This window comes from Lichenicoccus roseus (genome assembly GCF_005844085.1).
GTDB lineage: Bacteria > Pseudomonadota > Alphaproteobacteria > Acetobacterales > Acetobacteraceae > Lichenicoccus > Lichenicoccus roseus.
In genome coordinates, this window is the sequence record NZ_VCDI01000003.1 from 318,743 (window position 1) to 334,279 (window position 15,537).

General features: G+C 57.1%; 8 protein-coding genes. 7 read left to right on the top strand and 1 reads right to left on the bottom strand.

The genetic code is table 11. From position 1 onward, the window contains the following. Positions 1-148: 148 nt before the first annotated feature. Complete coding sequence (locus FE263_RS10795; protein ID WP_138325998.1) at positions 149-1,501, bottom strand: O-antigen ligase family protein; 1,353 nt, start codon at positions 1,499-1,501, stop codon at positions 149-151. 555 nt (positions 1,502-2,056) lie between these two features. Between FE263_RS10795 and FE263_RS10800 the strand changes: the two genes are divergently transcribed. From FE263_RS10800 to FE263_RS10830, 7 genes are all read left to right on the top strand, one after another. Next, on the top strand, positions 2,057-3,298 hold the full coding sequence (locus tag FE263_RS10800) for a glycosyltransferase (RefSeq protein ID WP_138325999.1): 1,242 nt from the start codon (positions 2,057-2,059) through the stop codon (positions 3,296-3,298). A 15-nt stretch (positions 3,299-3,313) separates the two neighbouring features. Further along, a complete protein-coding gene (locus FE263_RS10805) occupies positions 3,314-4,591 on the top strand; it encodes a glycosyltransferase (RefSeq protein WP_138326000.1) in 1,278 nt (425 codons plus the stop codon). Positions 4,592-4,611: 20 nt separating this feature from the next. After that, positions 4,612-6,723 carry a GumC family protein gene (locus FE263_RS10810; protein ID WP_276611184.1) on the top strand — a complete coding sequence of 704 codons (2,112 nt, stop codon included), beginning with the start codon at positions 4,612-4,614 and terminating at the stop codon, positions 6,721-6,723. 59 nt (positions 6,724-6,782) lie between these two features. Further along, a complete protein-coding gene (locus FE263_RS10815; protein WP_171034043.1) occupies positions 6,783-8,270 on the top strand; it encodes a lipopolysaccharide biosynthesis protein in 1,488 nt (495 codons plus the stop codon). Next, positions 8,267-10,672 (top strand): glycosyltransferase, encoded by a 2,406-nt coding sequence (locus tag FE263_RS10820; protein WP_138326003.1) that lies wholly within the window; start codon positions 8,267-8,269, stop codon positions 10,670-10,672. The genes FE263_RS10815 and FE263_RS10820 overlap by 4 nt, the downstream gene beginning before the upstream one ends. Before the next feature lie 1,150 nt (positions 10,673-11,822). Continuing rightward, the gene (locus tag FE263_RS10825) at positions 11,823-13,235 is read left to right on the top strand and encodes a hypothetical protein (RefSeq protein ID WP_138326004.1); all 1,413 of its coding nucleotides are present in this window, start codon (positions 11,823-11,825) and stop codon (positions 13,233-13,235) included. Between the two features lie 362 nt (positions 13,236-13,597). After that, a partial coding sequence (locus FE263_RS10830; RefSeq protein ID WP_205880335.1) for a carbohydrate-binding domain-containing protein occupies positions 13,598-15,537 on the top strand: 1,940 nt, incomplete at its 3' end.

Here is a 15,537-nt window from a genome sequence, read left to right on the forward strand (position 1 = left end):
ATTGGCCGTTATCGATGAAATACTAGAGGGGCATGTGCGTCATCACTCACATCATGCCGCTACTCAAATACTAACTGTCATTTTCCAGCTACATCTGCTTACAATGAGCGGCATAGTGAGACTACCTGAGGTCTCTGCGACGGCTAATCTAGTTGGACTGGTCAGGCCACGGAACACTAGTTTGCGGTCGTGTTGTTGCCTCGTTATTTGAAGCCATCGGGCGTGCAAGAAGAAGTCCTAATGCGAGGTAGAGAAAGACGCCATGTTCAGCTGTGTGCTGGTCACCAAACGGCAACTGCGCGATGCCAAACAGCGCCGTAGCGAGTTCTGCGAAGGCTGAGGGATCACCACTCGAACGCGCAACACGCCATCCCTGCATCAGCAACGCAAAGAGGATGAAGAGGAAAATTGAACCTCCGATCACACCCAAGCTGACGTAAATATCGAGCAATCCACTATCTATCGCCGTATGGTTACCAACGCTAATATAGATCGTATTGGTTGACCATCCGATACCGCGTCCAAACTTGTACTCATCGAGCATTGAGGCAGCCGACAAATATTGTGTCCAGCGTTCCTGTGCACTATTGTCGTCCTGTAGGTGGGTTACAGATCCCACCGAACCCATTAACTTTTTGCTGGCTGCTGGTATTGAGAGCACTAATATTACAGAAACGGCAAGACAGGCCGCGAGTTTAACTAAGTTTCGTCTTAGCAACTTGTCACGTCCAACAACGGCTAGTGCTAGGAGCGCGACCAGGAAGGCCGCCAAAGCTGCCCGTTGCGTCGTAAAAATTAGTGCGATGAGCGAAATCACCCAGATTAGGATGCGAACCCTGGGCAGCATCAGCAGAAGACCAGAACAGAGCATCGCCGCCAGGCTGCCTGGTGAGTTCATCGTTGCAAAGACACGAACCAAAAATGGCTCGGGAAAGCCTATGCTCTGGATCGGCGCCTCCTTCATAAAGTAAGCATCCCAGGGCAAGATGGAAACAAACTGCTCGATGCCGTACAGCGCAACTACTGGAACCGCAAGCGCGAAGACACTCCTAACATTTTCTCGCATACTAGAAAGATGCTTCGCCTGCGCAAATATGTAGAGCGCACACCAGACGGGCGCCAGCCAACGCATAGCGGCCATCATGGGGTCTTTGATCGAGCCAGTATCCAGCGAAATCCCGACGCCCGCGGTAACCGTCAGGATTAGTAACAGCATCTCGGGAGCGTAGCGCCGTCCATTGATTAGATGTAGCAGGACCGGACCAGAGGATGCAAAGATCACGCAGTATGGTGCGAGCATGATTGGGTTTGTCTGGGAAAAAGACGTTCGCCAATCAACGTAATGCCGAAATGCGGGCGATAAGATTAGAGACCATAACAGCGCTTGAATGTAGTCGGATGGGGAACGACTACACCAGAAAAGCGCCATCAACGTGAAAGCTAGTGGCCACATCAGCTTGGCCAGCGAACCGCCGCCGACAGAAGTGATAGCAACGAGCACCGCGAGCACCGCAAGCGACAGGGAGCTTCCTGGCCCGAGCAACAGCCCGGACCTCCGCACTAGCTTCAAAAGCACCCGCAAAACTTTCTCATGATCTCAATGAACCGGTCAGTCCAGCTTTTTGCATCGTTGATAACAGCCCCACAAATTTTTCGTTTATACAAATAAAACGTTCCGCCCCGACACGGGGCATTGAACTTCATCCAGTTGGCACTTGGTCGAACGCCGGCTCTACCGAATTCGCTTATGCACAACCCTGCCTTGCACATCAACCAACAACAAGCCTGACTAGAGACACCCGTTAATTTGAAGTTAATTCTCATTTATAGTATGACAAAGTTGAACCATGTGGCTAGACAACAATAACAAGGTGCGCTTCTGCACCGGTCTAGAGCAAGATCGTAACATTGCACTTAAACAACGTTCCTGGCTTATCGACCGAGTGGGCGAAGATTCGCTTGTTCTAACACGTGGAAGGTGGGGCTGCGCGTTTCCCATCTGAGGCAGGCAAGCAGCAGGTCGGAGATCAACAACTGCGAAAGGAACGGATAGATCATGCGGATCGCGATTGTCCACGACTGGCTATACACGCTCGGCGGCGCGGAGAAAGTCCTCGCGGCGATGCTTCGTTGCTTCCCGCAGGCAGATGTCTTCTGCCTATTTGACTTTCTATCGCAGGAAGATCGCGAGAAGATTGGCTTCAAGACGAGTAGAGTCTCGTTTTTGCAACGCCTACCTGGGATGCGTAGGAACCACAGGCGGTTTCTGCCGATCATGCCGATCGCGATTGAACAACTCGACCTTTCCGGTTACGATATGATAATCTCTAGCAGCTATGCGGTTGCCAAGGGCGTCATTACAGGTCCGGATCAACTTCACGTGGCTTACGTGCATTCACCAATGCGATATGCCTGGGACTTGCAGCATCAGTATCTCAACGAATCCGGGCTTAAAAGTGGCCTTAAGAGTATGGTGACACGCCTCCTCCTGCATCGCATCAGGTTATGGGATGTCCGGACATCGCACGGCCCGAATGACTACGTCGCGAACTCGCACTTCATCGCAAGGCGCGTCCGTAAGATATACGGGAGGCACGCCAAGGTCATCTATCCGCCGGTACGTGTTCCTGAGACTTACCACCGGGTCCCGGTCGGTCGTAACTTCATGACCGCATCTCGATTGGTGCCTTATAAGAATGTGCGTTGCATCGTCGAGGCGTTCCGGCTTCTTCCGGAGGAAAGGCTGGTCGTTGCTGGCTCCGGACCCGAGGCCGCGGCCCTGAAGGCTATCGCCGGCCCCAACGTGACCTTTGTTGGGTTCGTCCCTGACGGGGAACTTCGGTCCATGATGAGCAGAGCGCGGGCGTTCGTGTTCGCGGCGGAGGAGGATTTCGGGATCACGCCGGTTGAGGCTCAGGGTGAAGGGACCCCCGTGATCGCGCTTGGGCGCGGCGGCACCCGGGAGACGATACGCACGGGCGGGGATGCCCCAACCGGGCTGTTCTTCGACGAACCGACTGGAGAGGCGGTGGCATCGGCGATCCAGCGTTTCATCGCCAGCGAGCATTCGTTCGATCGTCAAGCGTGCCATGCAAACGCCGCCAGATTTGCCGAGCGAATCTTCGAAGATAACTTCCGGTCGTTCGTGCTTGATCGCTTTGAAGCGTTCCGCCGTCAATTCGCCGGCCCGATCGAGAGCGAGGTGGTGCATGCCGTACAGTGGCGTGGCGCCTACAGCGAGTTGGAGCACCAAGATGCCTTGCAGGCAACGGTCAGGAGCAGGCCAAAGAGTGCTTAGTGGCATTGACAGGCGATGATTAAGCTGATCGAAGTTTCAGACGGCGACACTGTTACAATCCCATCGCCACTACCAGCGGTTGCGGCCCCTGGGGTCAAAACTATGTTCCTGACCCATACCGGGCAAATTGGGGGTGCGGAAGTTTGCCTGCTGAACGTAGTCAATGGCTTCGATTCAAGCGTGTTTCTTTTTAAGGACGGACCACTACGACAACGGCTTCGTGACCTTGGGGTCCACGTTGAGCTTCCCCGGCGGCAACTCGATCTGCAAGCGGTCCGACGCGATCGCGGGATACTCAATGCGTTGCCGGTGACAGGAGGGATCGTAGCCTTGCTTGGAGAGATCCGGCGTAAGGCCGCACGTTATGATCTTATATACTGCAACAGCCAGAAGAGCTTCGTGCTTGGAGCAATCGCGACTACCTTGCAACAACGCCCCCTCTTGTGGCATCTGCACGACATTCTGGATGAAGCTCATTTTGGCCATTATCAGCTTCGTCTCGTGATCCGGTTGGCGAATTGGCGGGCATCGCAAGTAGTTGCCCCTTCTCGCGCGGTGGCGGAGGCTTTCGTTGCGGTCGGTGGCCGTGCCGACCTGGTCAAGATCGTCGCAAATGGTGTTAAAGTGTCAACACATGAGACCGGCCCTAACAGTCGCGCGTTGTTGCGCCGTCAAATGGGTCTACCGGATGGCACGCTGTTCGGGGTGTTCAGCCGCCTGTCGCCTTGGAAGGGGCAGCACGTCGCGCTGGAAGCCCTTGCGCTTCTTCCTGGCGCTGCTTGCATCATCGTTGGAGAGGCTCTATTCGGCGAGAGAGATTATGTTGCCGGTCTTCGACAGCAAGTAGAGCGGCTTGGTCTACTTGGTCGTGTTCATTTTCTGGGACATCGCGATGACGTGGCGTTGCTGATGCGCGCCGTGGATGTAGTAGTCCATCCCTCGATTGAGCCGGAGCCATTTGGTTTGACCCTCGTGGAGGCCATGTTCGCTAGAACACCAGTGCTTGCCTCAAATACCGGCGCCGCACTCGACATACTTGATAGCGGCCGTTTCGGAACCCTGGTTCCCCCCGGCGACGTCGCGGCCTTGGCTGCCGCTCTGTCGAGGTTGCTTGACAACAACGCTCCGGAGGTATCGACGACCCAACGTCAAGTGGTGGAAGCACGTCGACACGCGGAGACTCACTACACCGCGGATCGTATGGTTCGTGATATCAGGCGGCTAGCTTCCAAGCTCGTGCATGGTCCTGATCGGGGGCATGATCTTGTTCAAGAGTTGGAGGGCCGGTCGTGACTTCAGCTAGTCGTGTTCAGATGGGACATTCGGTTCAGCCTTCGGAGTTGAGCTGGGCGGAGATCCTCGAGGTCTGGCGCAGGAAGGCATGGTTGATCCTGCTCGTCGCTTTGATCGGCGCCGGTCTCGCCTACGGCTTCACCTTGACCATCACGCCAATCTACGAGGCTGAGAGCGTGATCCTCTTTGATCGCACCAACTCGGGTAGGCTTGGCAATGCGGCCGACATCGGCAGTATGGATGCGATGCAGCGCACCACCATGGTACACAGCCAAATGGAGGTATTGCGCAGCAGCACGATCGCCATGTCCGTCATCAACCGGCTGCGACTGGCTGATAATCCGATGTTCAAGCCTCATCAGGGACTACGTGCACGGGTGATCGGCCTGATTGCGCGTGCGACGAGCCTTAATCACTTATTTTCGCCTCCGGCCCGGCCGCGGGACGGCATGCCGAGGCTCGTCTCCGACTATTTGGATCATCTCAGCGTTCGCCAGGATGAAGATACTTACATCCTGCGGATCGACATGCAGGCGGCGGACCCGGAATTAGCCGCGCGCTTGGCGAATGCCCACGCAGCTGCCTACCTCGACTGGTTGCGCGATCGCCGCGCCGGGGGCATCAGCGAAGCCTCTGGCTGGCTTCAGTCTGCGGTCGCTGCTTCTCATTCGAGGCTGGTCGCCTCGGAACAGGCGGTAGAGGACTTCAATGCTAGCGGAACGCTGGTTGATGCCAACGGGCATTCCGCCGTGGACGAAAGTCTAGCACAACTGACTGTCGATCTTGCGGCCGCGCAAGCGAATGTTGTTCGGACACGTGCCCGTGCCGACGAGATCAGCCGGTTGCAGCAGGCAAATCAGCTTGAAGGCATCATGGCGCTGTCCAATAGCACGACGCTCAGCAACATGCAGGCAAGCTATACGCAGGCGCGCGGTCAACTGATGTCTGCCAGTGCGAACCTAGGGCCTAATCATCCGGAATTACGATTGCTGCGCGCTCGCAGCGAAGAACTGGGTGCTGCCCTGAGAGCTGAGGTCCAACACCTCGTACAGGGTGCGCAGAACGAGGCCGCCATCGCCAGCACCACGTCTGCAAGTCTGTCGTCCGCTCTCGAGAGGGCTAAGTTGGAAGTTGTGCATGGGGAAGGCGCTCGTGCTCAGCTCAATCGGTTGAACGGTCAGGTTGAAACCGAGCGAGGCATCTATCTCTCCCTACTCAGCAAGCTTCGCTCGTTCGACGGTGTCGACAGCTTGGTTCATGCGGATGCGTCGGTGCTGTCATCGGCTGCGGTTCCAACGCTGCCGAGTGTTCCGCGCCGAGGCCTGATGACGATGTTTGGTTTTCTGATTGCCGGCGGCCTGGCCGCGGGAACGTTGGCGTGGCGGACAAACAGGCAGGATGTCATACGCGACACGTCGGATGCGATCGGGCTGACCGGTATACGCTGTCTTGGAGTTATGCCCTACCTAGAGCAGAACCATCCGGCGGGTCTGCTGCGCGACCTCGATCCGCACTACAACTTCTTCCACGAGGAGTTGCGCTCGATCTGTGCAGCTTTGATACGCGGTTACGGACGGCCTAATGCCAGCACCAGCATACTCGTGACGTCGCCGCTACCGAGCGACGGCAAGTCACGTTTCTGCCTGGAGATCGGTCGATTCTCCGCGGGCAGCGGTATTCGCACGCTGATCGTTCGCACTGACATCCAGCGCAGCAAGCAGTCCAACGACGGCCTGCCATCCAGCACCAGCTCGCTCGACAGCAAGTTGCCGCTGTTCGCGGTGGACTGGGCTCCCCCGACCGCCTTCAACAACGAACGGGAGTTGCGGCGGATTGTTGAGGCCTGGAAGGCCGACTACGAGTTCATCATCTTCGATACGCCTCCTCTGTCTGCCATGGCGGAGAGCATCGTGCTGGCGCCGATCGTGGATGCCACCCTACTGTTGGCCCGAGTGAACCGTACTCCACGCAGCCTGCTGGCGAACGTCGCTGCGCAGATCGAGCGGGCGGACGGTAAGCTTGCCGGGCTTGTAGTGACTTTTGCCCGGCTCGATCGCCAGAGCGGCGTCGTCCCGTCCGACTCCGGGTATTACTTCGAGAGGAACCGCAGCTACTACCGGCGGCTCAACTGAGCCGCCTCGAGACAGCGACTGCTGGTGCGCTACCGAAGCGTCCTAGCAACCTCGTTGAGGTGGTGGCACAGTTTCTGAGTACGCTGGTCGGAAGGGGCAGCTATCTGGCCTTGCAAGTGGTTCTTGCCAGGGTTCTAGGCCCAGAGGGTTTCGGCCTCTATGCGATCGGCTGGACCGTGGCCGGGTTGACCGGAACCCTGACGCCTGTTGGCATGCCTCAGGCGGTACTGAGATACTGCATAGGCGGCCGCGCCTCGATCCTATCGCGGCCGACGATTATCGTGTTGATTGTGGGGCTGGCTGGCGCAGCTGGATTGACAATCGGCTCCGGACAGATAGCTGCACACATCTTCGGCGAGCCGGCTTCGTCTCCAATCATACGTGCTTTCGCTCCCTCCGTGCCGCTGCTTGGCCTGACTGCTGTGTTGACGGGCTCTCTTCGAAGCTCTGGCCGGATGCTTGCTTCCGCCTTGATCGGAGCTACATCCGGTCTGGCTTATCTCGTCATCACCGTGTTGATGTTTGAGATACATCCGACTGCGGTTGCGGCAGCGAACGCCTACAATATGTCCCTGGGACTGATCCTAGTGCCATGCATCGCCTTGTTGTGGCAGGCTCACGCAACTGAGTGGCAGACACCTACGACAAGACAGTTGATGCACTTTGGCATCGTAACCATGCTCATTCACAGTACGAGCGTACTGAACCTCTGGGCCGACCGCGTAGTGATCGGTGTTGTTGCCGACCCACGGACACTCGCCACCTACCAAGTGGCGTCGCAATTCGCGATGATCATGGTCGTGTTGCGGTCGGCGGTGACGACAGTCTTCGAGGCACGGGTGCCCAAGCATCATCCGTCCGCTTCGCCGCCGGATGTGACCACCGAATTCTTTGCCGCGACTCGTCTGCTGTTGCATATCTCGGTCCCGGGCTTGGTTGTACTTGCTTGCACCAGTGCCTTCTGGGTGCATCTGCTGTTTGGGCCGGCCTATGCGGCCGCTGCACTGCCGCTGCTGGTGCTGGTCGCCGGACAGATTGTCGCGACCTTCGTCGGTCCCACCGTCAACGCATTGCATATGACTGGTGACGAGAGAATCGTCATGCTGCTTATGGTCGGGACCGCGCTGCTAAACATTGCCGGCTGCTTCATCCTGCTGCCACCGCTTGGTGTCACTGGCGCCGCATTGGCGACCGGTATCGCCAATTTCACGGTCAGCGTCGCCTGCCTGTATCGCCTTGTGCGGACGGGGCGGTTGCGCTTCTCCCTCCGGTGGCTATTTGACATCGCGCTCGCAACAATGATCTGCGTGGCTGCGAGCCTGTTTATCACCCGCTTCCTGACGAACGGCCTGTTGACGGGTGACTTATCAGCCGACGTCGTCCGCCCGCCGAGAGCTGTCTTGATCCTGCAGACGTTCGGTATCGTCTCGGCCATCTATCTGCTCTATGCCGCTTGTGTCTGTGCCACCTGCCTTGTCGAGGATGAACTCGTGCACCTGACGAAATCGCAGCTGCGGCGCCGCTTCCGGCGCCTTGTTTCGTCATGAACGTCGAGCTAGATCCTGGTTCCGTGCGATCGGGCACGGTCATACCCACGCACCCAAGACGCATTCGAATACTTCATAGTGTTGGCCACCTTTCCCGAGGCGGCATCGAGAATTGGCTGTTCCAGCTGATCAAGCGGCTCGACCCGGAGCGCTTTGAGCATCATGTGATGGTCTGGACACGAGAGCAGGAGGCGTTTACCGCAGAGTTCCTGGCCGCCGGGGTTCGCGTGCATGCGCTGCCGGGACATATCAACCCCGTACGTTTTGCAAAGCAGTTTCGAAAACTCGTCAAGGCGGATGGACCTTTTGAGATTCTGCACACGCATGGCACCCAATTTCATGGTTTCGTCATGTTGCTTGCCAGTACTGCCTCCATTCGGGTCAGAATTGCTCACAGCCATACCGACATCCAACCTGTGCTACACCACGCCAGGCTAATCTACCGAGCTTATGCGAAGATCGGACATCTAGCGATCCGATTGCTTTCGACCGGTGGCTTGGCAGTTAGCGAGCTGGCAGCCGTGTCCATGTTTGGAAAAGACTGGCGGACCGATCCTCGCTGGCGTGTGCTTTACTGCGGGGTCGACCTGAGATCCTTCTCGATTGCACCAGATCCCTCACTCCGCAACGAGCTGAAGATCCCGGCTCGGTGCCGCGTAATCGGCCATGTCGGTCGCTTCGAGATCCAGAAGAACCACGAATTTTTGATTGAAGTGATCGCCGCGGCGTGTCGACTAGAGCCAGACATACATTTCCTGCTGATAGGAAATGGTACTCTGCGCGACAACTGCGTTGAAAGAGTGCGTGAGCGCGGCCTTGATTCCCATGTGACTTTTATCACCGACTGCCGCACCGTGCCGCAGTACATGGTCAGTGCAATGGATGGCTTCGTCTTGCCGTCGCTGTATGAGGGCCTTGGTCTGGTTGCCGTGGAGGCACAGGCTGCTGGCCTTGCTTGCTTGCTCTCCGACCGCGTACCGAGTGAGGCCTCGGTCGTGCGAGGTCGTGCGACGCATCTTCCGCTTGAAGTTGGCGCCGAACGATGGGCAAGGGCGCTCCTGTCGTTGCCACCCAGGATAGATAGCAGGCATCCTGGGGTCGCGGCGGAGATCGCTGCTCACGGCTTCGAGATCGTGGATGCGGTCGCCTCGATAGACCAGTACTATCGAGAGGCCGTGCAGCGATCCGTGGTGCAGAAGACGCGCCTTGGACAGCCGGCCAAAGCACTCGAACGCCCGGTGGTGTTCATTGCGCATCCATCCGACTTGCTCACCGACCATCTGCCGAACGGGGACGGGCTGGTGGCCTACGGTTTCATCCGCGAGCTGTTGCGGCGTGATTACAGATTGCATATCGCCACCCGTGGCACGGCGTTGCAGGCGCCCCTGCCTGCAAATGCAGTGATGCATCCCATCCCCCGGCGCTTCCGCAGCGAGCTTCTGGACAGATTACATTACATGCTCGCCATCCGCCGTCTGCTTCGTCGCCTCCGCCGCGACGAGCAGATCGACTTAGTGCATCAAATGAATCCGGTCTTTGCCGGCTTGTCTCTCGGACTAGCGGGGTGTGGTCTGCCGATCGTCCTCGGCACCTATGTCGCGCGGTGGCCGCGCGGCGAGTCCTACGAATACGGACACGCGGCATTGAGAACCCGGGTGACCTCGATCGGGCGCTGGCTCATCAATCTGATGCATCAATCGACGGCGTCGGCGTTGCTGATCACGACGCCTGCGGCGACCAACCGGATACCCTTGCCCGGCATGTCCCGACGTAAAAGTCACGTCGTGCGACACGGTATCGACACAACCCTCTTCCATCCTGGAACCGGCACAGGGGTGTCGGCCGGCGATCGTCCGCCAACGATCTTGTTCTATTCTCACTTGGACCAACGCAAGGGCGTGTTCATACTGGTGGATGCTTTCTGCCTACTGGTGCGCGAGATGCCCGAGGCTCGCCTGCTGATGGTAGGACGGGGCGATCATCTTGAGGAACTGCGAGCCCATGTCGAGAGGTCCGGGTGCGTGGACAGGATCGAGATCCGCAAGCCGATAAAGCGTCATGAGGCACCTGCGCTGCTGCGCGAGTGCAGCGTCTACTGCCTACCGTCCTTCGGCGAGCCCTATGCCACCACGGTGCTGGAGGCGATGGCGTGTGGACGGCCGGTGGTCGTTACCCGCGCCGGTGGATTACCCCACATGGTCTGCGAAGAGGGCAGCATCTGCGTGCCGCCAGGCGATGCCCGAGCACTGGCGGAAGCATTGCTGACGGTGCTCCGTTCGGATGAGCGGCAGGCTCGAATGGGTGCAGAGAATCGGAAATATGTCGAAAGCAACTTCACTTGGGCGCGGGTCGGCGATGACTTGGAGGCGGTCTATCGACAAGTCGCGGGACTGCGGCGCTGAGATTCGCATCTGATTCCATAAGTCTAAACAACATCAGGGCTTTAAAGATGACGAACGAGTATTTCGTCTGCACCCGAAACCGGCCTCCGGTCAAGTTTGATCTCCAGGAAGATCGTCCAGTCGCCGACGCAGAAATAGCGTATTTTATACGTGGATTTCGTCTACTCGAAAAGGCCTTTTGCTTTGATGGCTATATTGTCTGCTTCGCCTGGAGTTCTAATACCCCTCTTCCAGTTGTAGGAAAGAACGTAATCGCGCTCATTTATGGCGACGAACACTGCCGCATTCCAGGATATGCAAATAAGGTAGCAGCGGTCATTAAGTGCCACGGATTGTTTCCGACCTATGTCCCACGATTTCGGCCGCTTAGGCTCGCGCAGATCGAAATGGCGGAGTTTGTTCGGAACTTGGCGCTCTGGCTGCCGAATGGATGGCGGTGGGCATTCTCAAATTCCGTTCGCAACAAGTGTCATCTGGTACCAATCGGTTATGGAATACCTTCATCAATACAGCCTGTACCGATGCAGAAGCGAATATATGCGACGTCATTCCTCGGAAGCATCCCACAGAAGTCGAGCCGCAATTGGTTCCGGAGCCTCGTAGGAACACCCAAAGTCTATTGCCGCCAAGCAATGATCGCCGCGCTTGAGAAATTAAGACTTATCTTACCATTAAATGCTGTCTACATTAGTTTAACGGAAGGTTTTCAAGAGAGTCTGCTGGATGCTGGAAAAGTATATTCAGAAATACTTTCCCAGACAAAAGTCTGCGTCGCGCCACGTGGCACGACTCATGAGACTTGGCGTCTAGCTGACGGCCTGAGGCTAGGCTGTGTAGTCATCTCAGATAAGCTGCCTCGGCACCCCTTCTATATCGGCAGTCCAATCATCCAGATCGACGACTGGTCTCGACTTCCTGAGATAATGCAGCGACTTCTGGATGATCCTGATCAGCTTCATAACATAGAGCGCGAAAGTCTAAGATTTTGGGAGGCCCACTTGTCTGAAAAAGCGCTTGCACAACGTTATGCAAGCGCTCTCGGGCTGCGTCCAAGATATGTCCCTCAAGATTGCATACCGAAAGCTTTCGATCACTCAGGATCTTCATCTACAGCTACGGCCCATTCAATATCTACGTCGTGAGGAGCCCTTTGGCCATCAACTTTAGGTTTCTATTCGGTTCGTTCCTTTTGCTCTGGCTCGTTTTGCAACCAATGAGAGCTCCAGCGCTCAATGGCCACACTGTCAAGGTTGCAACCGGTCCCGTGGTGAATGCCGTCGCCTTCCGGGACAGCATCGGAGTAAGCGTCCACTGGGAGTATAAGGATACGGTTTACGGGCGAGATACCCTTGCGGTCACAGATGCTGTCAAGGCACTCGGCATCCGCCACCTCAGGGGTTATGACCCGAAGACCTCGGCAAGTTTGGCTCGCTTCGGCGTCACGGCTATGCTGGTCGCAGGGCCAGAGGTTGGAACGCCAGAGCAGATCGCGCATACGGTGACCGCTGCTAACGCTAAATCCTTTGTCATCGATGCAGTCGAGGGTCCGAACGAGGCCGACCTTTTCTGGCCGATGCACAAATACAAATATCATGGAGAGAGTTTCCCAGCCGGCACATTGGCCTACCAGCGCGACCTCTACGCAGCGATCCGGTCCCGTCCCGAGCTTAGAGCCGTGCACGTAATCGGCCCCAGCCTTGGTCGCACCTATCCTCCCGCACCGCTGAACAGCAACCCTTATTTCGGCGGCGGCCTGGCGGATGCCGTCGATTTCGGCAACTTCCACCCCTACCCATTCGGCGGCAACTCCTTCAGTCTGCCGTTCTCGTATGACAGTGTTGCCCGCTATTACTGGACGGGGAATCCGCCATCGGGAAACCTTGATGAATATCCGTATGCGTTTGAGGCCTATTCACCACCATTCCAGCCCCGGCCGATGGATGCCACCGAGACCGGTTACCCCACGTGGCGGAACGGCGTCACCGAGGAAGTGCAGGCAAAGTACATCCCGAGACTGGTGGCCGAATATTGCCGCCTGGGAATTCGTCGAACTTATCTATACGAACTTGTGGACGTGCGGCCGGATACCAAGGGTGGAGACATGGAAGCTCATTTCGGCCTTATGCGCAACGACCTCACACGCAAGCCAGCTTTCATCGCGTTGCAGGGTCTCCTCGCATTGGTCAAACCGATCAAAGATGCGGGACATGATAATGAAGTTGCCGTAAAGCCTAAAGTCACCCTTCTCGCACACATGCCCGCCGGTCTTGATCGACCACGCTACGTTCACAGTCTGATCGTTCAGCGTTCGATGAATGAGTCGATCCTGTTGATTTGGCACGAGGTCGCAAGCGCGGACACCGTTGTCTCACCGCCCCGGTCGATCGCTGTCCCCCCAGGTCAGATCGACGTCACTCCACAAGAGGCGTGGCGTCCGGTAGCTTGGTTCGACTACGACCTCGCTTGGCATCTCGACCGTCACGAGGTGGCACCTAATACCGCGTCTGTCAGTGTGCCGTTAAGAGATCAGGTAGTCGCGGTGCTGATGCATCGGGCATCATAACGCGCAGCACTCCAATAGTTTGGGACTGTGGGTCCACCTACTATCTATCCGCGCTCCGGCAGGTGGTTGAGATAGTAGTCTTTCCGACATGGTAACATCTTGAGTTCACCCTCCCTATCGGCAATTCATATCGTAACTATAACGACCTCATACGAGAGGTTCTGCTTGAGTTCCACCGCAGGTATTTCATGTCAGGAGGGCGGCGTGCTACTGCGATTGATCATGACGACAGACGACCGATATTCCGGCCATGGCTGACTTGGATAGAGCCGTCCTTAAATTGACTTAAAAATCTTAAATAATTATATATGCTATATCGCAACGACGTGAAAGGTTAGTATACCGTCATAGAGAGCTTCCACATGACCGACACGCTGACGATTTACCTTTCCGGAGACGCCTGGCAAGGTAATCCTGAGGCAGAGGTCAACGTCAACGGCGTAAACGTAGGCGGCGTTCTTGATGTCGCCGCGATCAACGCGCAAGACGATGTCCAGGCATTCACCTTCACCGGGAACTTCGGAACCAGACCGGTGGTCGCCGTCTCGTATCTCAACGATCCCTACACAGGAACACCTGCGCAACAGCAGAATTTGTATCTTGACGGGTTTTCCTACGACAACGTCTCCCAACTCGGCGACAAAAAAGCTTATTACTACGATCAAACCAACACGTTCACGCTGAGTGCTTCAGCTACTCCAGCTATAAGGGCTGCTGCCTTCAAGTCCAGCCTTGGAGTCGACGTCCATCTTGACTACTGGAATACCTCCTATGGATTGATCGGCGGGACCGGCGGCAATGAGGCCCTCGTCGCCCGCTCGCTTGCCTATCTGGGGATTACCAATCTTCGCGTCGGAGTGCCGACCGCCCAAACACTTCCCGAGATGGAAGCGCTGGCAGCGTCCGGAGCTAAGTTCGATGTGCTGATGCCGTCGACCTCGTCGAGCAGTCTGTTAACGAGTCAGCTGGCCGCGATCGCGCCAATCGCGAGTGCCGTTATGGCGGTCGAGGGTCCAAATGAGGTCAACTTGACGTCAGACTTCAGCTGGAACGGCAGTAGCACGCTCGGAGCCGCGGCAGCTTATCAGTCCGCACTATATGCGGCCGTTGAGGCCACTCCCGATCTAGCAAAAGATGCTGTCTACAGTCTCACGCTTGGCGGCGTTGGCGCGTCCGGCTATGCTGGGTTGGGCAATCTCTCAGCTGCAGCCACCGATGGCAACATGCATGTCTACTATCAGAACGGCCTGCCACCGGCATCCACGTTACAATATGCGCTTGGCCTAGCCACTACATCGACACCCTCCGACCCGACTGTCATCACCGAGACCAACTATACCTCGGCCCCGATGATCTCTGGCTCCGTCTCCGTGGATGTGCAAGCACGCTATGACCTTGACCTGCTAATGGACGCCACCAAGGATGGCGTCCAGGCGACCTTCCTGTACGAGTTGTTGGATGAGCAGGTCGATCCCAAGGACACTAACAACGAGGACCATTTCGGCCTGTTCAATGCCGACGGCACTCCGAAAGAGGTGGCGACCGCGATCCACAACCTGATGGCAACGCTTAGCGACACCGGCTCTGCCGCCTCTACTTTCACGCCCGGTGCCCTCGCATACACCATCAGTGGCCTTCCTGCATCCGGCGACACCTTGTTAATGGAGAAGTCCAACGGGGCCTTCGATCTAGTAGTTTGGGCGGAACCTGAGATCTGGAACGCAAAGACGAGTACACCTATCGCCGCGACACCGCGTGCAACCATTGTTCAGTTCGCAGGGATACAGTCGGAAGTGAAGGTCGTGGATCCGCTGACCGGCAACACAGTCTCGGACAGCTTCAAGGTCTCTTCGGTTGTGCTTTCGGTGACTGACCATCCCCTCATCGTCGAGGTCGAACCAGCCGCGGTGTCACTCCCTGCAGGCCTCTCCACCGTTGGCGCAGGTCCCAATGTCGTGGCTCTTAACCTGTCGGAGGACGCATTCCAGGGTGACGCGCAGTTCACCGTCAGCGTTGACGGCACGCAGGTCGGCGGCACGATGACCGTGACCGCCAGCCACGCAGCGGGCCAGACGCAGTTGCTGAATATCGACGGCACGTTCGGAGCAGGCAAGCATACCGTTGCGGTAGATTTCCTGAACGACCTCTATACGCCCGGCGTCGGTGATAGGAACCTCTATGTTACCTCGAGCAGTTACAACGGCGCGGCGATAACAGGTGGGTCCTTGACCCTGGATAGCGCCGGAACGCAAACGATGAGTTTCATCAACCCGGCGCAGGCGCTTCCGACGGTTGGCGCAGG

Bases quoted from the DNA above. Each gene is read 5' to 3' on its own strand.
- FE263_RS10800 (WP_138325999.1), top strand. From the start codon at position 2,057: ATGCGGATCGCGATTGTCCACGACTGGCTATACACGCTCGGCGGCGCG.
- FE263_RS10805 (WP_138326000.1), top strand. From the start codon at position 3,314: ATGATTAAGCTGATCGAAGTTTCAGACGGCGACACTGTTACAATCCCA.
- FE263_RS10810 (WP_276611184.1), top strand. From the start codon at position 4,612: ATGGGACATTCGGTTCAGCCTTCGGAGTTGAGCTGGGCGGAGATCCTC.
- FE263_RS10820 (WP_138326003.1), top strand. From the start codon at position 8,267: ATGAACGTCGAGCTAGATCCTGGTTCCGTGCGATCGGGCACGGTCATA.